The organism is Kitasatospora sp. NPDC096147, assembly GCF_044763225.1.
Classification (GTDB): Bacteria; Actinomycetota; Actinomycetes; order Streptomycetales; family Streptomycetaceae; genus Kitasatospora.
Genome location: NZ_JBIWFX010000001.1, coordinates 117,141 through 141,217, shown reverse-complemented (window position 1 = coordinate 141,217; position 24,077 = coordinate 117,141). Strand labels below are relative to the sequence as shown.

Annotated in this window: 16 protein-coding genes; 6 read left to right on the top strand and 10 right to left on the bottom strand. The window is 73.5% G+C overall.

From position 1 onward, the window contains the following. Positions 1–48: 48 nt before the first annotated feature. Both ACIRBX_RS00625 and ACIRBX_RS00620 read left to right on the top strand, forming a co-directional pair. A complete protein-coding gene (locus ACIRBX_RS00625; protein ID WP_402292886.1) occupies positions 49–1,113 on the top strand; it encodes a FecCD family ABC transporter permease in 1,065 nt (354 codons plus the stop codon). Next, a complete protein-coding gene (locus ACIRBX_RS00620; RefSeq protein WP_402292885.1) occupies positions 1,110–2,210 on the top strand; it encodes a FecCD family ABC transporter permease in 1,101 nt (366 codons plus the stop codon). Before ACIRBX_RS00625 ends, ACIRBX_RS00620 begins: the two co-directional genes overlap by 4 nt. 28 nt (positions 2,211–2,238) lie before the next feature. Here ACIRBX_RS00620 and ACIRBX_RS00615 read toward each other — a convergent pair whose 3' ends face one another. The 5 genes from ACIRBX_RS00615 to ACIRBX_RS00595 form a co-directional block, all read right to left on the bottom strand. Beyond that, a complete protein-coding gene (locus tag ACIRBX_RS00615) occupies positions 2,239–2,811 on the bottom strand; it encodes a DUF4240 domain-containing protein (protein ID WP_402292883.1) in 573 nt (190 codons plus the stop codon). A gap of 68 nt (positions 2,812–2,879) precedes the next feature. Next, a complete protein-coding gene (locus tag ACIRBX_RS00610) occupies positions 2,880–3,434 on the bottom strand; it encodes a hypothetical protein (protein ID WP_402292882.1) in 555 nt (184 codons plus the stop codon). Positions 3,435–3,947: 513 nt separating this feature from the next. Next, positions 3,948–4,712 carry a maleylpyruvate isomerase family mycothiol-dependent enzyme gene (locus tag ACIRBX_RS00605; RefSeq protein ID WP_402292881.1) on the bottom strand — a complete coding sequence of 255 codons (765 nt, stop codon included), beginning with the start codon at positions 4,710–4,712 and terminating at the stop codon, positions 3,948–3,950. Between the two features lie 93 nt (positions 4,713–4,805). Then, entirely contained in the window at positions 4,806–13,943 is a 9,138-nt protein-coding gene (locus tag ACIRBX_RS00600) for a hypothetical protein (RefSeq protein ID WP_402292880.1), read from the bottom strand. 4 nt (positions 13,944–13,947) lie between these two features. Next, the gene (locus ACIRBX_RS00595) at positions 13,948–14,535 is read right to left on the bottom strand and encodes a hypothetical protein (protein ID WP_402292879.1); all 588 of its coding nucleotides are present in this window, start codon (positions 14,533–14,535) and stop codon (positions 13,948–13,950) included. 142 nt (positions 14,536–14,677) lie between these two features. Here ACIRBX_RS00595 and ACIRBX_RS00590 point away from each other — a divergent pair, with 142 nt between their 5' ends. Both ACIRBX_RS00590 and ACIRBX_RS00585 read left to right on the top strand, forming a co-directional pair. After that, complete coding sequence (locus tag ACIRBX_RS00590; RefSeq protein WP_402292878.1) at positions 14,678–15,247, top strand: SMI1/KNR4 family protein; 570 nt, start codon at positions 14,678–14,680, stop codon at positions 15,245–15,247. Positions 15,248–15,345: 98 nt separating this feature from the next. After that, the gene (locus tag ACIRBX_RS00585; RefSeq protein ID WP_402292877.1) at positions 15,346–16,545 is read left to right on the top strand and encodes a hypothetical protein; all 1,200 of its coding nucleotides are present in this window, start codon (positions 15,346–15,348) and stop codon (positions 16,543–16,545) included. 252 nt (positions 16,546–16,797) lie between these two features. Here the strand turns inward: ACIRBX_RS00585 and ACIRBX_RS00580 are convergent, their stop codons facing one another. Further along, positions 16,798–19,158: a carbohydrate-binding protein gene (locus ACIRBX_RS00580; RefSeq protein WP_402292876.1), complete on the bottom strand. Its 2,361-nt coding sequence runs from the start codon at positions 19,156–19,158 to the stop codon at positions 16,798–16,800. Positions 19,159–19,361: 203 nt separating this feature from the next. Between ACIRBX_RS00580 and ACIRBX_RS00575 the strand changes: the two genes are divergently transcribed. After that, on the top strand, positions 19,362–20,714 hold the full coding sequence (locus tag ACIRBX_RS00575; protein ID WP_402292874.1) for an ABC transporter substrate-binding protein: 1,353 nt from the start codon (positions 19,362–19,364) through the stop codon (positions 20,712–20,714). Positions 20,715–20,774: 60 nt separating this feature from the next. Here the strand turns inward: ACIRBX_RS00575 and ACIRBX_RS00570 are convergent, their stop codons facing one another. Both ACIRBX_RS00570 and ACIRBX_RS00565 read right to left on the bottom strand, forming a co-directional pair. Further along, positions 20,775–21,344 carry an RICIN domain-containing protein gene (locus ACIRBX_RS00570; RefSeq protein WP_402292873.1) on the bottom strand — a complete coding sequence of 190 codons (570 nt, stop codon included), beginning with the start codon at positions 21,342–21,344 and terminating at the stop codon, positions 20,775–20,777. 244 nt (positions 21,345–21,588) lie between these two features. Continuing rightward, positions 21,589–21,945: a cyclic-phosphate processing receiver domain-containing protein gene (locus ACIRBX_RS00565; RefSeq protein ID WP_402292871.1), complete on the bottom strand. Its 357-nt coding sequence runs from the start codon at positions 21,943–21,945 to the stop codon at positions 21,589–21,591. A 144-nt stretch (positions 21,946–22,089) separates the two neighbouring features. Between ACIRBX_RS00565 and ACIRBX_RS00560 the strand changes: the two genes are divergently transcribed. Further along, positions 22,090–22,788, top strand: coding sequence for a DUF6215 domain-containing protein (locus tag ACIRBX_RS00560; RefSeq protein ID WP_402292870.1), 699 nt, complete (start codon positions 22,090–22,092; stop codon positions 22,786–22,788). A 94-nt stretch (positions 22,789–22,882) separates the two neighbouring features. On the opposite strand, the gene ACIRBX_RS00555 is transcribed toward ACIRBX_RS00560, so the two are convergent. Both ACIRBX_RS00555 and ACIRBX_RS00550 read right to left on the bottom strand, forming a co-directional pair. After that, complete coding sequence (locus tag ACIRBX_RS00555; protein ID WP_402292869.1) at positions 22,883–23,398, bottom strand: GNAT family N-acetyltransferase; 516 nt, start codon at positions 23,396–23,398, stop codon at positions 22,883–22,885. Further along, entirely contained in the window at positions 23,395–24,030 is a 636-nt protein-coding gene (locus tag ACIRBX_RS00550; RefSeq protein WP_402292868.1) for an isochorismatase family protein, read from the bottom strand. Before ACIRBX_RS00550 ends, ACIRBX_RS00555 begins: the two co-directional genes overlap by 4 nt. Positions 24,031–24,077 lie beyond the last annotated feature (47 nt).

The window sequence follows — 24,077 nt, the reverse complement described above, 5'->3', positions numbered from 1 at the left end:
TCCGTTCCTTCCTGCTCCGTTCCGCCCGGCACCTCCTCTAGGACCCGCATGAGCACCGAGACCCTCACCGCCCCGACCCCGCCCCGGCGGGCCGAGGCCGTCCGGCGAGGGCAGTCGACCGGACGGCGGGTCGGCTGGCTGCTCGGCGGCCTGGTCCTGCTGGTCCTGCTGACCCTGGCGGGGATCGCGGTCGGCGCCCGCTGGGTGCCGCCCGCCCGGGTCCTCGACGTGCTGCTGCACCGTCAGCCCACCGACGAGGACTGGATCGTGGTCCACCACGCCCGCATCCCGCGCACCCTGCTGGCCGTGGTGGTCGGCGTCGCGCTCGGCCTGGCCGGCACCCTGATGCAGGCCGTCACCCGCAACCCGCTGGCCGACCCCGGCCTGCTCGGCGTCAACGGCGGAGCGGCGGCGGCGGTGGCGGCCGGCACCGCGCTGTTCGGGCTGCGGGGCTTCAACTCCTTCGTCTGGTTCGCCCTGGCCGGAGCCGGGATCGCCGCCCTGGTCGTGCAGCTGCTCGGCTCCGGCGGGCGGGCCTCCGCCACCCCGGCCCGCCTCGCGCTGGCCGGCACCGCCGTCACCGCCGTGCTCACCGCCTTCGTCAACGGCCTGATCCTGCTCGACCCGCTGACCCTGAACCGCTTCCGGTTCTGGCAGGTCGGCACCCTCGGCGGGGTCGACTCCTCGGTGCTCCGCCAGGTCCTGCCCTTCCTCGCGGTCGGCACGCTGATCACCCTGTTCCTGGCCCGCTCGCTGAACGCCCTCGCGCTCGGCGACGAGACCGGCCAGGCACTCGGCGCCCGGCCGCTGCGCACCCGGCTGCTCAGCCTGCTCGCCATCACCCTGCTCTGCGGCGCGGCCACCGCCGCCGTCGGCCCGATCGCCTTCATCGGCCTGGCCGTCCCGCACCTGGCCCGCCACGTGGCCGGGGCCGACCAGCGCTGGGTGCTGCTGCTCTCCGCCGTCTTCGCCCCCGTCCTGCTGCTCGGCTCCGACATCCTCGGCCGGCTCGTCCTGCACCCCGCCGAGCTCCAGGTCGGCGTGGTCACCGCCTTCCTCGGCGCCCCGCTCTTCATCGCCCTGGTCCGGGGCCGGAGGATCGCCCAGCTGTGAACACCACGACCCTCGAGGCCGCACCCCCGGAGGCCGCTCCCGTGAAGGCCGCCCCCGCGAAGACCCCCACCCCGCTGCGCGCGCTCCGCCTCCCCGGCGGCCACTCGCTCCGGCTGCACCCGCGCGCCGTGCTGGTCTGCCTGCTGCTGACGGCCGCTCTGCTGGCCTGCACCGTCTGGGCGTTGAGCATCGGTGACTTCCCCGTCCCGGCCTCCGGCGTGGTCGATGCGCTGCTCGGCTCCGGTCCGAAGGGCACCCGGTACATCGTCACCGAGCTGCGGTTGCCCCGGGTGCTCACCGCCCTGCTGGTCGGCGCCGCCCTCGGGCTGGCCGGCTCGCTGTTCCAGACCCTGGCCCGCAACCCGCTGGGCAGCCCCGACGTGATCGGCTTCACCGTCGGCTCGGCCACCGGCGCGCTGGCCGTCATCCTGGTGATCGGCGGCAGCGCGGCGACGGTGGCCGGCGGCGCGGTGGTCGGCGGCCTGGTCACCTCCGTCGCGGTCTACCTGCTGGCCCGCAAGGGCGGCGCCCAGAGCTACCGCCTGGTCCTGATCGGCATCGGCGTCAGCTCGCTGCTCGCCTCGCTGAACGCCTACCTGATCGCCCGGGCCTCGTTCAGCGACGCCCAGAGCGCCGCCGTCTGGCTCACCGGCTCGCTGAACGCCCGGGGTTGGGAGCACTGCGGCCCGCTGGCCGTGGTCCTGGTCGTGCTGCTGCCGGCCGCCCTGGTGCTCGGCCGCTCGCTGCGGCTGCTGGAGATGGGCGACGACACCGCCACCGCCCTCGGCATCCGCGCGGAGCCCGTCCGGGCCGCCGTCGTCCTGGTCGGCGTCGGCCTCACCGCCGCCGCCACCGCCGCGGCCGGCCCGATCCCGTTCGTCGCCCTGATCGCCCCGCAGGCCGTCCGCCGCCTCACCCGCGCCACCGGACCGAACCTGCTCGGCTCCGCCCTGCTCGGCGCCGTCCTGCTCGCCCTCAGCGACCTGGCCGCCCAGCGGCTGCTGGCTCCCACCCAGCTCCCGGTCGGCGTGCTCACCGGTGTGGTCGGCGGCCTCTACCTGGTCTGGCTGATCGCCCGCCAGTGGCGCCGCCGCTGACGGGTACCGCGATGCGCCCGGGCATCGGTCACGGACCGGCCGCCGCAGCAGGGAAGAGGGCGTCGAGCCTCGGCGTGCCGGCCGTCGTGACGGTCGCGCCCTCCTCCTCGGCCTCCTCCCATGCCTCCTGGACGGCGTCCAGGGCGTCGAGGAACGCTTCCAGGCCGTCGTCCTGCCGGTCCGTCAGTTCTTCGAACACCTCCTGGGCCACGTAGTCGAGCTCCTCCCACTCCGGCCACTCGTCGTCGTGCCACTCGCGCAGGTGACGGCCCACCAGGGCCCGTACCTCGGCCACGTCGGCCAGGGCGTCGGGATCGGCGAGCACCGCGCGGTACGTCTCCCGCCCCTGGCCCACCAGCCAGAGCGCGAAGTAGTCGAAGCCGTCGTCGGAGCAGAGGCCGCCCTCGATCCGGCGCACCGCCCGCCACAGGGCGTCCGTCGCCACGGCCGCGCACGCGGCCTCCAGGCGGGCCTGGAACTCCACCGCCTCCTCGGGCGGCGCCTGCCGCAGCTCCCCGCGCAGCCAGTCCAGCCGCTCCGGTCGGTCGCCGGGGCGGCTGCTCAGCGCGTCCATGAGGGCCCAGAAGGTGTCGTCGTCCATGCCGCACAGGATCGCCCTCACCACTGACACGCCGGGCACCCGGGGAGGGCGGCGGGGAGCAGCGGAGGTCAGCGGCGCCTGCGGCCGACCAGGTAGGCGAGCAGCCAGGCGGCGGAGGCGGCGAGCACCAGGCCGAGGACCGCGAGCCACTCGGTGTCGCCGTGGGCCCCCCACCAAGCCTTCACCGGTCCCAGCCGGTCGTACCTCAGGTAGGACTCCAGGCCGTGCATCCCCGCGCTGTCGAGGACCACCAGCAGGATGCTGTCGACGACGGCGAAGAACGCGCCGAGCGCTGCGATCACCGCCGCCGCGACCCGGGCACCGCCGCTGTCGCGGCCCACCAGTCCGGTCAGCAGGCCGACGACGGCTCCGTTGACCACGGCGTGCACCAGGTAGAGCAGGTTCCCCCAGTCCGGGGTCAACTCCTGGTAGCTGAGCCAGATGACCGCGCAGTAGAGCCCCGTGACGACGAAGGACCCCACCAGCGCGAGGAAGAACGCACCGACCGGATTGGCCCTCCTCGCCTGCGGCTGCGGCGGCAGCCACCCCGGCGCGGGCGGTGGCGGCAGCGGAGCCTGGTTGTACGGATTGAACGGCGGTGGCTGGTACGGCGGTTGGCCCATCTGTTCCCCCGATGACTCGAACGGACCGAGCACCGGAGGATACCAACGGGCCGGCCCGACCGGTGCGGTCCGCACCCGACCGCCCCGGTCCGGCCGCCCCGGTCCGGCCTTGCCGTCCGGGAGGGGGTGGTGGATCGTCAGTTCGCGGCTGTCTTCGGGGCGGGCGGTGATGCGGCAGTCCCGGGCCTGGCCCGGGGAGGGGTCGGCGGCGAGGCGGACGCCGACCTCGGTGGGCGGGCCGCGGTGGACTGCTCGATGGCGCCGAGCCGGCGGGCGGGGTCGCCGTTCAGGTCGAACTCCTGACCCGGCGGCAGGCCGGAGTCCGGCAGCGGGTGGGCGCGAGTCCGTCGGCACCCGTCGGCCGCCCGGCCGGGGGACCGGGGACCGCCGCCGGCCCGTCCTGCGGTTGAGCGGTCGGGCCGGCCGGGCTCCGGTCACCGAGGCGGTCCGGGGGCGACGGTCAGGCCGCTTCCGGGGCGGCCGTGCCCGCCGGCCTCCGGGTGTGACGTCGCCTCAGTCCCACTCCTGCAGCCGCTGGATCAGGCCGGCATCGCCCTCGACCCGGAGCGAGTCGGCGGGGATGCGCATGTACATCAGCAGGGCGATCTCGCTCGCCGTGCCGTGGACGGCGGCGGTCGGCTCGTCCGGGGCGGGCTCCGTCGCGCTGAGGCGGGTGAAGCGGGAGCCGGCGGCGTCCAGCGTCTGGCGCCAGGAGCCGGCTCCGGTGGCGTGGTAGTCCATGGTGGCGGGCTCGCCCGGCCACGGGGCCGTGACGGTGCAGACGGTAGCGAGGAACTCCTCGACGGCGTCGGCCGCTTCGGTCGGCGGCAGCTCCTGCGGGGCGCCGGAGGCCAGTTGGGCGTCGTAGGTGTGGATCATCGACTCCGGGACGCGGCGGCGGGCTGCGGCGGCCACGGTGTGCGGCGAGGCCAGCGGCTCCCACCAGGCCCAGCAGCCCCGGTCCGGGCCGGCCTCGCGCAGCGCGGTGAGCAGCTGCTCGGTCGAGTCGGCCAGCCAGGCCTGGAGGGCCTCGCGGTCCCTCGGCGCCGCCAGCCCGTCCTTGGTCGGCCGCTCGTCGCCCGGCGCGGTGTCCCGCACGATGTGGGCCCAGAAGCGGTCCCCCTCGCTGAGGTGGTTCGCCAGGTCGTACAGCGTCCAGCCGGGACAGGACGGGACGTCGGCGCCGAGGTCGGGGGCCGCGGCGACGGCGGAGCGGAACGCGGCGGACCGCTCGTCGATCATCCGCAGCAGGGTGGAGAAGTGAAGGTGTTCAGTCACGGTGATCTTGTATCACCCGGACCGGAACTCCCGCACCCGATATATCGCGTACGGGAGATGCCCCCTGACGGTGGCCCCGTCGGTGCGCCCACCTCAGGCGCCGACGGGGGCCGGGGCGGTGCCCCGGGTGGTGGCGAAGTCGGTGGCGGCGGTCCGGCCGGCGGTGGTGGCGGTGCGGAGCGGGTCGTCGTCGGGGGTGGCCTCCGGGAGGGGGTGGTGGCGGATCGTCAGTTCGCGGCTGCCCTCGGGGCGGGCGGTGATGCGGTAGTCCCAGGCGTGGCCGGAGGAGGGGTCGGCGGCGAGGCGGACGCCGACCTCGGTGGGGCGGGTGCCCGGGCCGAGGTAGGTGGACTGCTCGATGGCGCCGAGCTGCTGGGCCGGGTCGCCGTTCAGGTCGAACTCCTGGCGCAGCGGCAGGCCGGCGCCCTCGCCGGAGACGGTGAGGTAGAGCTTGCCGACCGGCGGCAGGCCGGATTCGAGCAGCGGACGGGCGGCGGCTGCCGCCTCGGCCATCGCGGCGGTGACCAGTTCGTTGGCCGGCCCGTGGTCGGTCCAGGTCTCGCGGTGGCTCTCGTACGGGTCGTGGTCGGGGAAGCCGTCCTTCGCCCCGGCCACCAGGTCGTCCAGGGTGACCGGGCCGTCCGCTTGCTTTCGCTCCACGTAGTCGATCACCGAGCGGAGCTGATCGGCCGTCAGCGGGTCGCCCTGCGGTGCGCCGAGCAGGTCACCGAGCAGTGCGGAGGTGGCGGTGGAGGAGCCTCCGGCGAGCTCCACCAGCCGGCCGGTGGCCTTGACGTGGGCGTCACCGGCCTCGGTGCCCGGGGTGAACTCCGCACCGAAGGCGGCCCGGCCGACCCGGACGGTGCCCGCCAACTGCTCGCGCTCGGCGGGCGTGGCGGTGGTGTGGTCGAACGGCGCGTCGCCGCCGGAGAGCGAGCGGTGCACGCCGTCCAGCAGCCCGGACCCCTCGGAGGAGCGCAACTCGCCCCCGTGGCTGTCCGGGGTGAAGGCCAGGTACTGGTCACCCGGCAGGTCGACCTTGGTGGTGTCGGCGAGCGGGATGTCCACGGTGAAGGGGACGACGCCGGTCTCGGTGACCGGCTGCTGCTTCCCGTCGAAGAAGGTCACCGCCATCTCGGCGGCCCCGTGGTACCGGGCCATCGGCACCGGGTACTTGCCGTTGGCGACGATCTGCCCGGAGTCGCCGTGGATGCCGCCCTCGCGCCAGAACCGCTGCGCCCCGCCGGTCAGCGCCGGGTTGTGGGTGGTGTCCCCGGTGATCCGGGCGCCGACCGCGGCCTGCGCGCCGGCGTTCTTCGCCACCGGCTCGGAGTGCACGGTGCCGGAGGAGGCGGAGTTGGACGGGCTGGACTCGTTGGCCTTGTCGGTGTCCCGGTGCTCCAGCGAGACGATCTTCACCCCGACCTCGACGCCCTTGCCGCCGCCCAGTGTCACCCGCTTGGTCGGGACGGAGGCCGACACCTCGGTGCCCTGGCTCGCGGTGGTGAAGAGCGCGGAGAGCTGGCTGTGCGAGGTCGCCGCCCCGACCACCGGCTCCATCTTCTCCCACTCCGAGCGGCCGAAGAACTCCGGCCCGCGCAGCCGCGCCAGGTCCTGCACGCCGCCGACGTCGCCGAGGTGGCGCAGCACGTCGCCGTCGCGCAGGCCGCCCTCCCAGACCCGCTCCGGCGGCACCCGCACCTCGGTGGTCGCGGGTGCCTCCGGGGCAAGCGTCCGGGGCGGCTGCGCAGGCGCCGGGGTCGAGGTCGGCGCGGGGGTCGAGGCCGGGGCCGACGGGTCGTCAGTGGCCTTGGTGGGGACGGGCACCGTCTCGCCGGTCTCCACGATGGTCTCGAAGCCGATCGGGGCGGTGCGCATCTCGACGGTCGAGGCCCCGATCAACGGCCGCCGGGTGATGGTGAACTGAAGCTCCGCCTCGCCCCGGTAGGCACTGCCCGGCAGCTTGGCCTTGGTGGCCGCACCGGCCGAGGTGCTGCTGTTGGCGGTCTCGGTGTGCTCCTGGGCCCGTCCGCCGGTCCCGGTCAGACCGGCCGTCACCGAGACGGGGGTGTTGGGGATCGGCACCGCCGCCGTGACGCCCAGCAGGCCCTGGTGGCCGTGCGCGGTGCCGGAGGTGTCGGCGAAGGAGCGCTGGACCTCGGTGCCGGTGTTGAACTCGGTGGTGCCGGTGTCGCCCAGGTGCTCCATGGTGTCGCGGAGCACGGCGCCGACCCGGACGGTGGTGCGGCCGTGGCGCACCACGATCTCGTCGCCCGCGGTCATGCCCTTGAGGCGGGCCTGGAGCTTGTCGGGCGTCAGCTCCTGCTCCAGCTTGCGGTGGATGCCGTCCCGGTCGCTGCCGAAGGGGTTGGAGTCCTTGCCGCTCTTGGCGCCCTTCCCACCCTTGTCGAGCTCGCCGAGGATCGAGTCGCCGAGGGTCGGACGCGGGCCGGGGGCCGGGTCGGGATCGGTGCCGGACTTCGACGGGGAGGGAGCGGCCGGGGTCGGGGCGGGGAGAGCGTGGACGTCGGTGACGATGGCCGAGGAGTCGAGCCGGCGGCCCTCCACGAAGCCCTTGGGCTGCGCGTCGGTGGTCCGCTCGACCGGCCCGCCGACCGGCACGGCGTCGCGGGTCGGGACGGCCACCCGGGCCACCGTCTCGACCTGCTGGGTGTGCGAGCCGTCGTTCACCCCGAGCCGGGTGAACTCCACCTTCACGTCGTAGGTGGTGTGCGCGTCGAAGAAGACGGCGGGCTCGACGTGCTTGCCCCGGTTCGAGGCCGAGCCGACGGTCTCGGCGCCGTGCCCGTAGGTGCGGTCCATCCGGTAGGTGTAGCCGCCGGCCACGTCCACGATCGGGGCCTTCATCCGGAGCAGCCCGCCGCCGTCGAAGCGCTCGCGGCCGTCCCGCAGCTGTCCGTGGCCGCGCGAGGTGCGGGTGCCGGACTCGAACTCGTACTTGTCGGCCTTGGAGTGGTAGGTGGCGTCCGACACCCGTGCGGTGACGGTGACTTCGGCCTTCCAGGTGGTGCCCGAGACCGTTTCGGTGATCTTCCCGCCCCGGGTCAGCTGGGAGAGCTGGGTCTTGAGCGCGACCCGGTCGAAGGTGGCGTCCAGCTTCTGCTGCATCTCCTCGGAGGGCTTGCCGTACTTGGAGGTGATCGCCCCCTCCACCTCGGTGCGCACCTTGTCGGCGCCGCCCAGGCTGTGCACGACGTAGGAGGCGTTCAGCTCGCCCCGGTCGAGCATCCGGGGCGGCGCGGTGTGGGTGGCGTCCGGCCGGGGGAGCTCGACCCCGGTGCGGTCGCCGCCGTGGTCACCACCCCGGTCCGACGCACCGTCACGTCCTGCGGGGGCGGGGTCGGCGGCGGGCCGCTGGAAGGCCACCGTCCCGTCGTCGGAGCGCGGTGCCTGCACCTTGACGGTGTCCCGGGCGTCCATCCCCACCTCGACCTTGAGCGGGGCGGAGGTGTCGGACTTGCCGCCGGCGCTCTCGCCGGGCTTGCCGAAGTGGATGTCGACGGAGAGCTCGGCACCGTAGATCACCTGCGGCGCCGAGTACTTGCCGTTGGCGAACACCCGGTCGGCCTGGCGGCCCTGGGCGCCGGCCCGCTCGCGCTGCTGCCCGTTCACGGTGCCCAGCAGGTCGGCGCCGGGCGCTCCCGGGACGGCCTTGGCGACGGTGCCGCCCGCCTGGCCGTTCACCAGGGCGGTGCGGGACAGCAGTCGGCGGTCCACGCTGAACGCGCCGGTCTCGTTGACGGGGTTGAGCTCGGCCTTGCCGTCCTCGCGGCGGAAGGTCATCGACTCGACCCGGGCGGTGGCGGTGACCACCAGGTCCTCCCGGCCCGGGACCTTGATCTGGAGCGGCTCGCCCCGGGTCATGGCGGTGAGCTTGGCGGCCAGGTTGGGCTGGCTGAAGCCCTGGAGCACCTGGTCCCTGACGGAGTCCCAGTCCTTGCCGAACCGCTCCCGGCCCTGGGCGTCCACCGCCTTGCGCAGGGCGGCGGTGCTCTCCAGGTCGCGGACCACGACGGTCTCGCCGAGGCCGCCCCGGTCAGTGCCGCCGTCCCAGACCGAGGCGGGCGGGCTGGTCACCTCGTGGGTGGCGGGCGGCGGCGGGGGTGCGGACTCGTCGGTCGTGGGCTCGGTCGTGGGCTCGGCTTTGGGGTCGGTCTTGGGGTCGGTCGTGCTCTCGGTGGTGGGTTCCGGCTTGGGTTCGGCCTTCGGCTCGGGCGCGGTGGTGTCGGCCTTGTCCACCAGGAGCTTGACGTCCGCCGTGCCGGCCTGGTGGGTCTCGGCCTTCCCGTTGAAGGTCATCTCGAAGTGCACCGGGCCCTCGTAACGGACGCCCGGCACCTTCGACTTGCTGGTCAGCTGGGAGGTCCGGCTGTCACCGGAGATCTGCACCTGGTCCTTGCCGAGCCGCCCGGCACCGCCGAGGCCCAGGATCGCGGGCCCCGGCCGCAGCGCGCCGGTGAGGCCGAACTGACCGGCGTGGCCCTTGTTGCTCGCGGTGCTGCGGACCTGCTGGACGGTGGTGCCGATGTTGAACTCGGTCTCCTTGGTGGTGCCGGTCTGCTTCAGCTCGCCGACCCTGGCGTTGATCTCGACGGTGCCGAGGGTCTTCCCGCGCCGGTCGGTGAGCGTGACGGTGGTCGGCTCGCCCGCGGTCATCGACTTCAGGTCCCGCTGGAGGCGGCCGAAGTCGACCTCCGAGAGGACCTTCTCCCGCATGGCGGGCCAGTCCTTGCCGAACTCCTGCTGCGCGGCCTTCTCGACCTGGCCGAGCAGCGCCTCGACGGGCTGCTTCCCGTCCGGGCCGCCGTGCGGGGAGAGGTCGAGGACGATCTCCTGACCGCCGACCCGGCCGTCCAGCAGCCGCTGCGGCGGCGTCCGGAGCTCGCCCACCGCGTCGCCCTCGGGGCGCTGCGGCACCGCGACGTTCAGGCTGAGGTCCACCGCCGCCGTGTGCTCGCCGGTGGGGGCGGTCGTGACGGGCTGGTGGTCGTGGCGGAGCGAGCCGAAGTCGAGCTCCAGCTTCATCTTGGTCTCGAACAGGTCGGCGGGCTCCGAGGTCTTGGAGCGGGCCACCATCCCGCCGAGGTCGAGGTTGACCTCGCCCTGGCCCCGGTCGTGGTAGTAGGCGGCCAGCTCGGCGCCTTCGACCCCGGTGGCGGACTGGCGGGCCAGTACCCCGATGTTGGACTGCCACTGGCTGTCCCGCCCGCCGCCGAGCGCGACGGTGCGGTCGGCGCCGTTCTCGAACTCGATCTTCTCGGTGCGCAGGTGGGTGGATTCGGTGACCTCGCCACGGAGCTTGATGCTGCCGCTGAAGCCGTTGCCGTCCAGCGGGACGGTCCAGGTCTCGCCCCGGGAGAGGGCGCTGAGCATCGGGCGCAGGGTGGCCGGCCCGAAGTGCGCGTCGGCGAAGGCCCGGGCGGCGGCCCGGTCGCCCGGCACCACACCGGTGAGGACGTCGATGACCTTCTGCCGGACGGCCGCCTCGTTGCCGGTGAGCCCGACCACCAGGTCGTTGCCCGCGATTGGCCGGGGGCCAGCGGCCTCCTTTGCGGGCGGCTCGGGCTTGACCTCGGGGTCGCCCTTCGGCGGAGTCGGCTCCTCGGACTTGACCTCGGGGGTCGGTTCTTCGGACTTGACCTCGGGGGTGGGCTCTTCGGCCTTCTTCTCCTCGGACTTGACCTCCGGGGTCGGTTCCTCGGCCTTCTTCTCCTCGGACTTGACCTCCGGAGTGGGCTCCTCGGCCTTCTTCCCGGTCGCCGGGTCCTTCGGCGCGGTGGGCTCCTCGGCCTTCTTCTGCTGGGCCGGGTCCTTGGGAGCCGTGGGCTCCTCCGTCTTCACCGCCGGGGCCGGGGTCGTGGACCCCTCGGGGGTGACGTTCGGCGTCGGGTGGGCCGGCGGGACGGGGACGACCGGCTCGCTGCCGTCGTAGTGGTTGCCCCGGTGATAGACCGTCACCTGCTGACCGTCCGGCGGGCCGAAGACCGCGAGGGTGATCCCGTCGTGGTCGACCACCCGCATCCGCAGGTCGAGCGCGTGGGCGGCAGCGGCCGGCAGCATCTCGCCTTCGGTGGTCAGCCAGCGGTTGCGCCAGTCACGGATGGTCCCCATCAGCGCGGCCTGCTCGCGCGGGGTCGGCGGCGGGGTGTTGTGGTTCAGGTGGTCGCCGACGATCTCCCGCAGGTCGGCGATCGGCATTCCGGCGTAGCCGTCCCGGACGTCGCGCGGCAGGTAGTTGAGCAGGTCGTTGGCGGTGAGGTCGTTCCGGCCGAGCTGGTGGTTGCGGTAGTTGGCCAGCACCTCGGACGGCCAGTCGGCCGGCGGCGTGTCGGTGAAGTACCGGTCCACCGCCGTCTGGAGCCGGCGGGCCGGGCTGACCGCGCCGGCTCCCTGGGTGCCGGGCAGCCCCGGGGCGCTGACCGCAAGGGAGTTGAGCAGGCAGAGGCCGTCGCCGGTGACGGGCACCCGGTTGCCGGGCACCGGGAAGATCTCGTCGGTGCTCGGGGGGCGCACGGGCGGCGTGGCGGTCGTGGCCGTGGTGGTTGCGGTCGTGGTGTCGGCGGGCTTCGGGGGCACGCTTTCGGGAGTGGGGGTGCCGTCGCCGTCCACCCGGCCCATGAACTCGCGGAAGCCGTCGAAGACCTGATCGTCCGTCGGGGCGGTCCGACGCGGCGGACGGGCGCTGCCCTCGTCCCGGCCGGCGTTCGGTCGCAGGGTGCCACCGCCGGTGGTGGTGGAGGTGCTCGGCTGCGCGGTGGGCGGCTTCGGCGCCGGGGCGGGCGTGTTGGGCCGGCTGCCGCCGCCGCTCGGGGTGGGGGTGCCGTGGGTCCCGCCGACCGGGCCGGGGACGAAACCGCCCGGGACCGGGGGAGTGCCACCGACCGGGTTCTGCGGCGTCGGGGTCGGCGCCGGGGCCGACTCGGACGTGGTCCGGCCGGTCACCACCGCTTCCGGTTCGCTGCGGACGGTGGACTGACCACCGGCGATCCGGGTGCCGCCGTCCAGGGTGGTGTGACCCGGTGCGCCACCGCCGAGCATCCCGGTGAGGCTGGGCATCGGCCCCGGACCGCCCTGCTGGGAGAGCGGCCCGGACGGCTCCATCACGGAGTCGCGGGAGGGCACGTTCGCCTGCGAGGTGGTGACCGGAGCCGGGGGCTCGTGGACGGGCGACGCGGGCCGGGAGCCGCCGACGCTGCCGGTGTCGGCGGGCGGTGCCTGGCGCGGCGCGGTCTCGTTGCCACTCCGCTCCACCACGGGGGTGTGCTCCTGGGGCGGAGCGCTGCGCGGTGCCGGTGACTCGTGGAGGGTGGGCTGTTCCTGGCGGACCGTCGGTTCGTGGGACACCGTGGGCGCGGGCGCCTGGTGGGCCGGCTGCTCCTGGCGCGGGGCGCTCTCGGGAGTGCTCCGGGCCTGCGCGGGCTCGGGCGACGGCGTCTGCTCGCGCGGGGGCACCCCGCCGCTGTCCGGACGGGTGGTCACCGACTCGTGGACGGTGGGCTGTTCCTGGCGGACCGTCGGTTCGTGGGACACCGTCGGGGTGGCCGCCTGGTGGACGGGTTGTTCCTGGCGGGGGGTGAACTCGGGGGTGGTGCTGCGGGCTGTCGGTTCGTGGGACACCGTCGGGGTGGCCGCCTGGTGGGTGGGCTGCTCCTGACGGGGCGTGAACTCGGGGGTGGTGCTGCGTACGGGCGTGGGCTCGTGGACCTGGGCCTGCTCGCGCGGGGTCACCGGGGTGGTGGCCACCGGCTCGTGCCCGGTGACGGGGCTGTCCTGCCGGGGCACTGCGGGGCGGACGGCGGAGGACTCGCCGCTGTCGGAGCGCTGGCCGGAGGTGTCCAGGGAGCGCGCGGTGGGCCCGTGGTCGGTGGGCGTGGTGGCGCCGAAGTCCCCGCGGGAGGCGGTCGGTGACGGTGCCTCGGCCGGCCGGCCGGAGCCGAACGGCGTCAGGCCGTTGACCCGGGACTCACCGGGGCCGGAGTCGGTGCTGGACCGGGGACCGGCACCGCCCTCGGCGCCGCCGAGCGAGCGGGAGCCGGAGCCGGTGGCGGAGTTGGAGCCGCCGCCGACGGTGCCGCCGTCGTCGCCGCCGAGGGAGCGGCTGGTCGAGCCGCCGCCATGGTTGCTGCTGCCGCCGCCGTCGAGCGAGCGGCTGGTGGAGCCCCCGCCACCTCCGCCGCCCTCGCCGCCCGGACCCTGGTAACTGCCCTCCGCCGAACGGGGGGTGGGCTTGGAGAAGGTCGGCTGCCCGTCGTCGCCGTCCAGCGACCGCGAGCCCGTGCCCGCCGTGTCGAGGTTCGGCAGGTCGGCGCCCTTCGGGGCGTTCATGTGCCCCTTGAAGGCGGACGCACCCGCGTGCAGGCCCGCGCCCGCGCCGCCGGAGAGGCCGGAGCCGAGCAGCGACTCGCCGTCCACCTTGCCGGTGGTGATCAGCTGGGTGGAGACGTCCGCGCCGACGCCCACCGCCGCACCGGTGGCCATCTTGCCGACCGTCGAGTTGAGGGCCCGCTCGGCGCCCATCTTGGCGCCCGCGCCGCCGATGCCCTTGCCGATCAGGTGACCGGAGGCGCCGCCCACCGCGCCGCCCAGCGCGTTCTGGCCGAGCTCCTTCATGTCGAGGCCCTTGCGGTGGCCCTCGGCGATCTGGATGCCCTGGGCGAGCAGGTTGATCGCGGCCATCTGGGCGGCCTGCTTGGCCGCCATCTCGATCATTTCCTTGAGCAGGGTCTTCAGGATGGTGGTGACCACGGTGCGGCTGATCCCGACCATCACCGGCACCTGGAGCAGCGAGGCACCCGCCGTGAACGGGGCCTCGGCCTCGGCGGTGGCGATCTCGAAGGCCAGGATGCCGAGTTGGGCGATGATCTGGATCTTCGCGGTCTCGGCGGAGTTGGCCATCGTCTCCAGCATGTCGCCCATGCCGTTGAGCGAGTTGACGGCACCGGGCAGGTAGCCGGGCTCCTCCTGGGTGCCCTTGCCGGTGGCGAACTTGGCCCAGTAGGCGGCCAGCGCCTCGGCGGCCACGCCGTGCTGTCCTTCGAGGGCCCGCCCGATCGTGGCGTTCGAACTCTCCGTGGCGTCCGTCAGGTCGGAGGCGGCCTGGCGGCAGCGCTCGGCCATGTTGCGGAGCAGGTCCTCGTCGGCCTCCGGCCAACGGCAGCCGGCCAGCAGGAGGAGTACCCACTGGAGGGGTTCGGGGAGTTCGACGGCCATCGGGTCAGTGCCTTCCGCTCTGCATGGTCCGCGGGGTCACCGGGATGTGCACGGGGTTGTCGGGGGCGGTGCCGGGCAGGTTCGGCGCCTGGGGTATCGCGATCTCGACAGCGTCCAGCGAGCCGAACGCGTCGATGATGGCGTCCTCGGAGGAGGCGTAGCCCTCGGCCATCGCCTTCATCCCGTCGGCCACGCCCTTGAGGGCGTCCGGCAGGCCCTTGAGCACCTCCATGGTGCTGCTGCTGAACTTGAGGTAGCCCTCGTCGCCCTCGGCGAACTTCTTGCCCGCGTCGTCGTTGCCCCACGGGTTGTCGGCCTCGGCCGAGGGCAGGAAGGCGCTCAACGAGGTGTACAGAGCCCGGACCTGCTCGGCGGCGGCGAGCATCGGCGAGACGGCCGCCCGGTACTTCTCCGGATCGACCTCGAAGCCCGCCCCGGCGCTGCCACCACCCTCCACCGCCTGGGTGGCCGCGAGGCGCTTGGTGGCGGTCTGCGCCACCCGGCGGGCCGGTTCTTCGTCGCTCATGGTCTCCTCCAGCGGCAGCGCGGGCACGGTGGGCCCACCGGCCGTCCAGGCCGGGAGAGTAGCCACCGGAGGTGTCCGCCGGATGGCGGGGCGGAGGACCGCAGGCGTCCGGCAGGCTGATCATCTGATGGGCCGTCATGTCGACCACGGCCCTGGCCACGCGGGAAATTCGGGTGAGCGCCGGGCGCCCGGTCACTACGGTGGCGCGGTGGACATCTGGGACGAGGATGCGATCCGGGGCCGGCTGGCCGAGTGGGCGGAGCAGGATCCGGAGTTGGGCCGGTTCGGTGCGGGGACGCACCGGTACGCACTGCGGCCCCGGTTGGCGGAGGACGAGGTGCGGGCCTTCGAACGGGCCCACGGGATCGCTCTGCCGGCCGACTACCGCTCCTTCGTCACGGAGGTCGGCGACGGCCCGGCCGGTCCGGGTCACGGGCTGATGCCGCTGCTCTCGCCCCGCCCGGAGGCCGTCGGACTGCCGGAGTGGGACCAGTGGGCGGTGGACGGGGAGTGGAGCGACGACCGGCGGCCCGGACGGCTGGCGGCGCCGTTCCCGCTCGCCGGGCCGCTGCGGGGGCGGATCGACGCGATCGACCCGCCCACCGCCGGCACCCTGCTGCTGGCCGAGGAGGGCTGTGGCGTCTACCTCCGGATGGTGCTCAACGGGCCGTGCGCGGGCGAGGTCTGGCGGCTGGACACCGACTGGGCCGGCTTCGTCCCGGTGCACCCGGATTTCCGGAGCTGGTACGCCAACTGGCTGTCCACTGACAGGAACTGACGGACCGTCGTTTATCGAACGTGTAGTCCCGTACGTGAAGGTCCGGTGTGTGTCCGGCCGTGGCGGCCGGCGTGTGCAACGGGACCGAGGAGTACCGGGTGATCGGGTTCGAGATCGAGATCTGTCTTCCTGTCGCGGACGGGGAGGGAGCCCCGATCGCCGGGGAGGCCCTGCTGGCCACCAGTCGGATCGTGCGCCGCAGCGGGCAGGGTGAGATCCCGATCTTCACCGTGGTGTCGGACCGCCGGTCGCTGCCGGACGGCCGGGTCCACTCCAGCCTCGAGTTCGTCACGACGGCCTGGAGCTGCGTCGGCGACGCCCGGCGCAACGGTGCGGTCTCGCTGGAGAGCACCCTCCAGGAGATCCGCCAGGTACGGGAGTTGCTGTACCGGGCGGGCGCGGTGGAGCTGAGCACGGCTGCCGCCGACCGGCTGAAGTACACCCGGGTCGGCGGCACGCTGCGGATCACTCCGGGCAACGGGTACCGCGAGGAGGCCGGCACCGAGGGGAACGGGGACGGGCTGTCCGCGCACTACTCGGTGGGCGTTCCGCTGGGCGGCCTGCCGTACGTCCTGGACCGGCTCCGGGAGGCGGCACCGGTCGACGAGGGCGCGGCCCGGCCGGCGGCGCGGTACCGGCTGGTGCAGGCGAAGGACTTCGCGGCCGAGGTGTTGCGGGACTTCCCGCCGCAGCAGGGCGGTGTCGGCGGGGCCCGGGCGAGACGGGAGCTGGACGGCTACCTCCAGCTGGCCTTCACCCAGGTGGTGGCGTTCGCCGACCACGTGGCCGCCGAGGTGGACGGGGCCACCGAGGGGCACGAGGGGGATGAGGGGCACGAGGGATACGAGCGGGACGAGGGGCGGATCAAGGACGGCACGGTGGTGCTGAGCCGGGCCCGGCTCGGTGAGGTGTTCGCCGAACTCCCCTCCGAGGCACGGGACTTCCTGCGGCAGCGGGCGGACGCCGTGATCGCGACGCTGGCCGGCTTCCAGGAGCACGCGTACGGGGACCGGAAGTCGGGGTTCCAGGACGGGGCCACCCGGGAGGCCGTGCCCGGGGGGCCGGTCACCCTGCTGGAGTACGCGCGGGCCGCCTTCGACGGGCACACCTCGATCTCCCAGCAGCGGGTCTTCGGCGGCATGCGGGAGATCGGCCCGCACCCGGAGGGGGAGGCGGTGGTGGTCCCGTTCGAGATCCGCACCCTCGGCAGCGCCCGGAAGAGCTGGCGGCAGGTCTCCGACGACCTCGCCGAGCTGGTCCTGTGGGCTCAGGCCGGCCACGAGCCGGGCCGTGCCTGACCGACTCGCCGGTGCGGCGGGTCGAGCCTGGGCATGTTTGGTTCTGATGGTTTGAGTTTGATATCGTTCGATTGTCGTCAGCGACCCCGCCGCACCCGGCCACCCCATGGGAGTGGTGGCTGGACGGGGTACCGCGAGCGACGCACTGGCGTCGGCCGTTGAGGGTCGGTCCGTCGTCAAAGAGGCCGGTGACGCCTCCTCCGTTCGTCGGAGGCGTCACCGGCCTGATTCGTCCGGCGGGCTGACCGGGGGTCAGGAAGCCTGGGCGAGCGCGGTGGTGCCGGGGGCGACCGCGACCGTGGTGTAGCTGTAGGTGGTGCCGTCGACGGTCTTGGTGGAGACCGGCCTGGCGACGCCGTTCACGGTGATCGAGGAGACGGTGCCGGGGAAGCGGGCCTCCCAGGTGTAGGTGTCCGGGCCGCTGGTGTTGGTCAGGGTGGACCGGGTGGCACCGTCGTGGCGCAGCGAGAGCGAGTTGGCGCCCAGGCGGAGGTTGTCGATCTTCAGCCAGCCCATGCCGGTCGGCAGGTGGGAGGCGGTGGCCAGCGAACGGGCCGGGGCGTCGGGCTCGACGCCCATCAGGCCCTCGACGGTCTGGCTGACCAGGGTGAAGGAGACCTCGGGGTAGTCGCCGTTGTTGCCCTGCTGGAGCACGGGGTGCTTGTCGTCGCGGCGGTCGTAGACGTACTGCATCCACTTCCACGCGGTGTCGTTGCGGTTGTAGGTGAAGTAGGTGTCCGGCAGGTAGGTGACGGCCTCGATGTTGTCCGGCTTGCCGGCGCCGCTCGCCTGCTGGTCGATGTAGTCGAGGTAGGCGTCGTTGCGGGCGCCGGGCGTGGTGATCTTCTTCATCGGCATGAACCAGCTGTTCTCCTTGCCCCAGCCGGTGGTGGAGGTGCCGCTGGTGGAGTAGCCCCGGATCATGGCCGAGCCCGAACCCGAGCCGCTCCAGGTGGAGTTGAAGTAGCTCTTCAGGTCGGCGGCCTTCTGGGTGTACTGCGCGGCGAGGGCGGAGTCGCCCTTGCTGCCGGCCAGTGCGGCCATCGCCAGGAACGCCTGGTACTGCGAGCCGATCGAGTCGCCGGCCTCGGCGAAGTGGTCGTTGCCCAGCTCCTCGTAGCTGGCGGAGCCGGAGAAGATGCCGTTGCCGGTGCCCTCGGCGACGCCGTTCGGCTTGGCGCCGTCGTGCAGCTCGATGAACTCCTTGGTGCCGTGCCGGTAGAAGTCCCAGAGCGCGCTGTCGTTGACGTAGGCGGAGTCGCCGCTCCAGCGGTACGCCTTGTCGGCCTTCTCGACCAGCTCGAAGGCGGCCGGGACCTCGCGGACGAAGTTGTTCGGGTTGTAGTAGTCGATCGACAGGTAGGTCTGGTTGTCGAAGTTGAGCGCCCAGACCGGGTAGTACTTGTGCTCCGGGGTCGCCGAGGCGGCGAAGGCGCGGAGCATGGTGAGGTTCTCGTCGTTCAGGCCGAGCACCGAGGCGCCGGCCACCTGGTGGGCCATGTCGCGCGAGTAGTACGCGCTGCGGTGGGCGTAGCCGGCCCAGTACGAGGATTCGTAGGTGGCGCTGCCGGAGCCGCCGGGCTGCCCCTCGTCCACGTTCAGCGGGCCGGTGGTGCCCGGCACCTGGACCCAGCTGTTGGCCTTGCGCTTGGCCCAGTCGAAGAGGGCGGCCACCTTCGGGTCGGAGGAGGTGACCACCGGGTCGGCGGGGGCGGCGGGGGAGAGCATCAGGTCGTCGACGTTGACCCAGGCGGAGCCGGACTCGAAGGCGATCTCGACGCTGTCGCCGGCCTTCACCGGCACCCGGCTGACGGTGTAGCGGGCGTAGGTGGAGCGGCTCGGCAGGGCCACCGTGCCGGCCACGGCGCCGTTGACCCGGACGGTGAAGGCGGCACCGGAGCCGCCGGTGGCGATCCAGGCGGAGAAGTCGAAGCTGCCGGCGGCGATCGGGGTGACGGTCTGCCAGATCTTCTTACCGGTGCCCGCGTCCAGGTAGGCGAGCTTGGAGCCGAAGTGCGGGTTGTTGCCGGCGACACCGCTGCCCGCGGTGAAGTTCCAGCCGGTGGTGCCCTGTTCGAAGCCGGGGTTGGTCACGGCGATCGGGGCGCTGTGGTGGACGGCGACGTCGTCGACGTTGACCCAGGCGGAGCCGGACTCGAAGGCGATCTCGACGCTGTCGCCGGCCTTCACCGCAACCCGGGGCACGGTGTAGCGGGTGTAGGCGGACTGGCCCGGGAGGGCGGCCGTGCCGGCCACGGCGCCGTTGACCCGGACGGTGAAGGTGCCCCCCGAGCCGCCGGTGGCGATCCAGGCGGTGAAGTCGAAGGTGCCGGCCGTGCCGGGGGTGACGGTCTGCCAGATCTTCTTCCCGGCACCCGCGTCCAGGTAGGCGAGCCGGGCGCCGGTGCGCGGGTTGTTGGTGGCGGTGCCGCTGCCGGCGGTGAAGTTCCAGCCGGTGGTGCCCTGTTCGAAGCCGGTGTTGGCGAGCGTCGGTCGGGGGACGGCGGCCGAGGCGGTCGGGGCGGCGGCGGTGAGCGGGGCCAGGGTGGCCAGCAGGGAGAGCGCGGTGAGGGTGGTCAGACGGGCGGGGCGGGTGGGACGTGCGGCTCGCATGGGGGCTCCGTCGTGAGGGGGGCGGAAGGCGATGAGCGGACGCTAGCAGTCCGGATCGGGCTTTCCCTAGTTTTGCAAGATTGCGATGTCATATACGTCAGAAAGCTTCCATGAATACCTTGCAAGCATCTTTGCAAGGTTGCTAGCCTCCTGCCCCGTCGGCAATGGAGCCGACTCCGAGCAAGTCGTCAAGGGGTTCTGACATGGACATAAGCCGTCGCGGAGTGCTGCGGGCCGGGGGAACGCTCGCCGTGGGCCTGGGTCTGTCGGGCGTTGCGGCCTGCGCGGGGAAGGGCACTCCGAAGGCCGGTGAGGCCACCGGCGACACCGGCTCCGCCACCAAGGGCGAGATCTCGGTCTGGAGCTGGCAGGGCCCTGCCGCCCAACTCAAGGCGCTGGTCCCGGCGTTCAACACGGTGTACCCGGACATCAAGGTCACCGTCCAGGACATCGGCAACCCGGCCATCTGGGACAAGATCAACACCGGCATGGCGGCCGGCGGCGCCGGCCTGGCCGACGTCCTGCACATCGGCGTGGACTACCTGCCGAGCTACGTCGAGAAGTTCCCGATCGGCCTGGCCGACCTCGGCCCGCTCGGCGCCAGCCGCTACAAGGAGGCGTTCGCCCAGGGCCTGTGGGCCACCGTCGCGCCCCAGGGCCGGGTCAACGCCCTGCCGTGGGAGGCCAACTCGGGCGGCTTCTGGTACCGCGCCGACGTCTTCGAGCAGGCCGGGGTGGACCCGAACGCGCTGGACACCTGGGACGACGCGATCGAGGCCGGCAAGAAGATCAAGGCCAAGACCGGCAAGTACCTGCTGGGCATCGACAAGCCCGCCTCGCAGGCCGACGCGGCCAACTTCTTCCAGCTGCTGCTCCAGCTCCAGGGTGCCTTCTACTTCAACCTAGAAGGCAACATCACCCTCGACTCGCCCGAGGCGGTCAAGGCGATGACGATCATCAAGAAGATGAACGACGCCGGTCTGGTCTCCGACCTGGCCGGCGGCTGGACCGCCCTGATCGGCTCGATCAAGCAGGGCACCGCCGCCGTGCTGCCCTGGCCCACCTGGTTCGGCGGCGTGATCGAGGAGACCGTCCCCGAGGAGGCCGGCAAGTGGGCGGTCCGGCTGCCCCCGGCCATGCGGCGCGGCGGCAGCACCTCGGCCACCGTCAACTCCACCCACCTGGCCATCAACGGCAGCAGCACCCAGCAGGCCGCCGCCTGGACCTTCATCGAGTACGTGCTGACCCGCCCCGAGTCCCAGGTCGCCATCTACCGGGGCAAGGGCATCGCCCCCGCCCTGCTCAAGGCGTACGAGGACCCGATCTTCCACACCACCTCGCCGTTCTTCCGCGAGCAGCGCAAGGGAGAGGTCTTCCTGGAGGCGCTGAAGGCCCCGTCCCCGGCCTTCAACTACACCTCCGACTACGCCCGCGCCCTCAAGGTGGTGACGGACGCCCAGACCAAGGTGCTGCTCAAGGGCGCCGACCCGGCCGAGGTGCTGCGCAAGGCCGCCGACCAGCTGTCCCAGCAGTCCGGCCGCAAGGTGGTGCGCTGACGGCACGCCGAGGCGGCGGACTCCCGTGGGGGGAGCCCGCCGCCGTGCGGTGCCGGTGACTCAGTGCCAGATCCAGCGCTGGTTGGACCAGCCGTTGCGGTCCCAGAGCTGGACCTTGGTGCCGTTGTTGTTGATGGTGTTGGTGTCGGCGTCGAGGACGCGGGCGTTCTTCTTGGTCTGCAGGGTCTGGCCGTCCCAGATCCAGATCTGGTTGTCCCAGCCGTTGCAGTCCCAGAGCTGGACCTTGGTGCCGTTGCCGCCGATGGTGTTGAGGTCGGCGTCCAGGCAGCGGTAGTTCTTCTCGGTCTGGATCCAGTAGTAGCCGACCGGCTGGCCGGAGACCGGGGTCCAGATCCAGGTCTGGTTCGACCAGCCGTTGCAGTCCCAGAGCTGGACCTTGGTGCCGTTCCCGTTGATGGTGTTCAGGTCCGCGTCCAGGCAGCGGTTGTTGTAGCCGCTGGTCAGGGCGGTGGTCCGGTACTGGGTGGCGGCCAGGCCGGCCTGGGCGGTGCCGCCCACGGCCGGCGGGGCCGGGCTGTCGGCCGCCCGGGCGGTGCTGCCGCCCACCAGGGCCAGCGAGAGGGAGCTCAGGCCGGCGGCGATGCCGATGCCGATACGGAGACTGGTCATCTGTGCCTCACAACGTCTGGTTCGCGTGTGCGTTGACCGGCAGCCGGGAGGGTTTCCGACCGTCCCCCGACTGCCTCCTCCACGGTAGGGGCGGCGTGAGTACCCGCACATGAGGCCCCGGTCCCGGCCTGGTCCCGGGACCGTCAGAGCTCCTGGTCCCGGGCCGGCAGGGCGGTCGGGACCGGCCACCGAGCCTCCGCCGAGCGGGACTTGACGCCCGGTCAGGCGACCACTTGACGTCCGGTCAGGCGACCGACCGGCGGACCCGGTAGCCCCAGCGCTCCAGGGAGCGGACCACGGTCTGCGCACCGGTCGGATTGGCGCTGTGCACGTGCACCGTCCCGATCCGGAACGGCCGGCCGTGGAAGGCCGCCTCCTCCAGCACCGTCACCACCGGCATGATGCTGTCCTCGCCGCCGAGGTCGTGGTCCAGCCACAGCTCGTCGACGTCCACCTCGCGGTGCTCCGCCAGCAGCCGGACGCCCTCCGCGCTGGTCCGGGCGATCCGGGTGCACCAGGGGAGCGGGCGTAGGTCGTCGATGCCGAGCACGACGGGGGCCGGGGTGCTCGGGGCGGTGGAGGTGGTCGGGTGCCGGTCCATCGGGACACTGTGCCCCGCCGTCCGGGGACCTGCCGGCATTTAATCGGTGCAGGTCACGGGTGGTCAGGCCGTATGCTGCGCTCTGCTCTTGGAGCCCCCGGCCACGGTGGCCGGGGCGGACGGAACGGAACGACGATCACAGCGGTGGATGCAGGGGAAGCGGTGCACGGGGACGGGACGGGCGCGGCCGGCGAGGTGGCCGCGGCGGAGCGGAGGCGGGGTGGCAACGTGCTCCCGCTGGTGATGGTCACGGTGCTCGCGGCGGTCGGGATCGGTGGCGGCGTCTGGGGGTTGACGGCGACCCCGTCCGGAGCCGAGGAGGACGCGTGGCCCCCGGAGCCGGTCACCTGCGCCGCGCCCCGGCCGGAGGACCACCCCGCCTATCCCGCGCTCTGCGCGGCGCTCAACCGGGCCGATCTGCCCACCCTGCTCGGGAGTCCGGCCGACCGGGTGATCAGTGCGCGGCCCGGCGGGTTCACCGGCACGCCCGTCGTGGAGGTACGGCTGGGGGACACCGGGGTCCTACTGACGGACAGTGCGGACCCGGTCGGCGAGACGGAGTTCCGCAAGCGCTACCGGGCCGAGCCGGAGCCGCTGCTCGGCCACGCCGCCGCCACCTACAGCGACCGCATGCTGGGCGTGATGGTCGTCCCCGGCCAGGAGTCCGCCGCGACCGACTCGCGTCCCTCCCGCCACCTGGTGGTCGAGCAGCGCCCCGGCGTCCCGGGCGGGCGCACCTACGAGATCGCCCTCTTCCGGCGGGACGGCTGGAGCCCGGACGACGAGGTGCTGCGCAGGCTGGCCGAGGCGGTGCTCCCCACCCTCCCGGGCTGGTCCGCCTGACCAGCGGGCCGTCCTGCGGACACACCTGACCGCCCGTCACCCCCCCCCCGTGCGGGGTGACGGGCGGTCAGCTGCCCGGCGCGGGCCGGCCGGGTCAGCGCGGGACGTGCAGGTAGGTCCGGGAGCCCCGGGACGGGTCCAGGGTGGCGGTCCAGGCGGCCGGGGCGAGGGCGGGGGCGACCTCGGTGAAGCCGTGGCGCTCGAAGAGCAGACCGGAGCCGGTGGTGGCGGTGCAGACGGTGTGCAGGCCGAGGCGGCGGGCCTCGGCGAGCACCGCGCTGACCAGGGCGGTGCCCAGGCCCGCGCCCTGGCGGCCGGGGCGGACGCAGAGGTTGTACAGCACCCCGGCGGCCGGTCGGCCGGTCTCGGGCGGGAGCGGGCGCAGCCCCGCGCAGCCGTCCACGGTGGTGCCGTCCGTACCGGTCAGCAGCAGGAACTGACCTGCCGTCAGCCGGTAGTCGCGCGGGGTGCGGTGGCGCAGCTCGCCGGTCAGCATGAACGGCCGGGAGATCGCGTAGAGCTGGCCCGCGTCGGTCGGCACGGCGTGCCGGGGCCGCAGCCCGGCGGGGACGGATGCCCGCCGGGCCCGGGCCGGGACGGCGAGCGTCATCCCAGGGCCGCCGCGAGCTGCTCGGTGGTGACCACCACACCGCACTTGTCGGCGATCCAGCCGAGCGCGCCGAGGTGCTGCTGCGCGCTGAAGTCGGCGGTGGCGTCGGCCACCACGAAGGCCTGGACGTCGTGGCTCCAGGCGTCGGCCGCCGTCATCTGGACGCCGATGTGGGCGTAGACGCCGACGATGACCAACTGGTCCCGCCCCGCGGCGGCCAGCTGCTCGGCCAGGTCGGTGCGGGCGAAGGCGCTGTACTTCCACTTGGTCACGTGCCCGTCACCGGGCTGCGGGGCGACCGCCTCCGGCGAGGCCAGCGAGACGGGGGAGTCCGGCATGCCGGGACCCCAGAAGTCGAACTGCAGCCCGCGCTCCTCGCGGGTCTGCCCGCCGCGCTGGTGCGAGTGCAGCACCGGCACCCCGGCGGCCCGGGCCAGGCCGAGCAGCCGGGCGGTGTTGGCCAGGGCGGGGGCCAGCGGCTCGGCCCCGGGGGCGAAGCGGGAGAGGAAGTGGTGCTGGAGGTCGTGCACCAGCACGGCCGCCCGGGCCGGGTCCACGGTCCACGGGACCCGGGGTGCCGGGACGTCCTGCGGGCCGGGCAGGGGGTAGGGGGCGATGGTGGGAAGTGCCATGGCGGAGAAGGTCCTTGACTCGGTACCGGAGGGCGGCGGCTGCGGGC

Excerpts from the sequence above, each read along its gene's own strand:
- ACIRBX_RS00550 (WP_402292868.1), bottom strand. The coding sequence starts at position 24,030 with ATGGCACTTCCCACCATCGCCCCCTACCCCCTGCCCGGCCCGCAGGAC.
- ACIRBX_RS00580 (WP_402292876.1), bottom strand. The coding sequence starts at position 19,158 with ATGCGAGCCGCACGTCCCACCCGCCCCGCCCGTCTGACCACCCTCACC.
- ACIRBX_RS00625 (WP_402292886.1), top strand. The coding sequence starts at position 49 with ATGAGCACCGAGACCCTCACCGCCCCGACCCCGCCCCGGCGGGCCGAG.
- ACIRBX_RS00615 (WP_402292883.1), bottom strand. The coding sequence starts at position 2,811 with ATGGACGACGACACCTTCTGGGCCCTCATGGACGCGCTGAGCAGCCGC.
- ACIRBX_RS00610 (WP_402292882.1), bottom strand. The coding sequence starts at position 3,434 with ATGGGCCAACCGCCGTACCAGCCACCGCCGTTCAATCCGTACAACCAG.
- ACIRBX_RS00570 (WP_402292873.1), bottom strand. The coding sequence starts at position 21,344 with ATGACCAGTCTCCGTATCGGCATCGGCATCGCCGCCGGCCTGAGCTCC.
- ACIRBX_RS00575 (WP_402292874.1), top strand. The coding sequence starts at position 19,362 with ATGGACATAAGCCGTCGCGGAGTGCTGCGGGCCGGGGGAACGCTCGCC.
- ACIRBX_RS00600 (WP_402292880.1), bottom strand. The coding sequence starts at position 13,943 with ATGGCCGTCGAACTCCCCGAACCCCTCCAGTGGGTACTCCTCCTGCTG.
- ACIRBX_RS00555 (WP_402292869.1), bottom strand. The coding sequence starts at position 23,398 with ATGACGCTCGCCGTCCCGGCCCGGGCCCGGCGGGCATCCGTCCCCGCC.
- ACIRBX_RS00565 (WP_402292871.1), bottom strand. The coding sequence starts at position 21,945 with ATGGACCGGCACCCGACCACCTCCACCGCCCCGAGCACCCCGGCCCCC.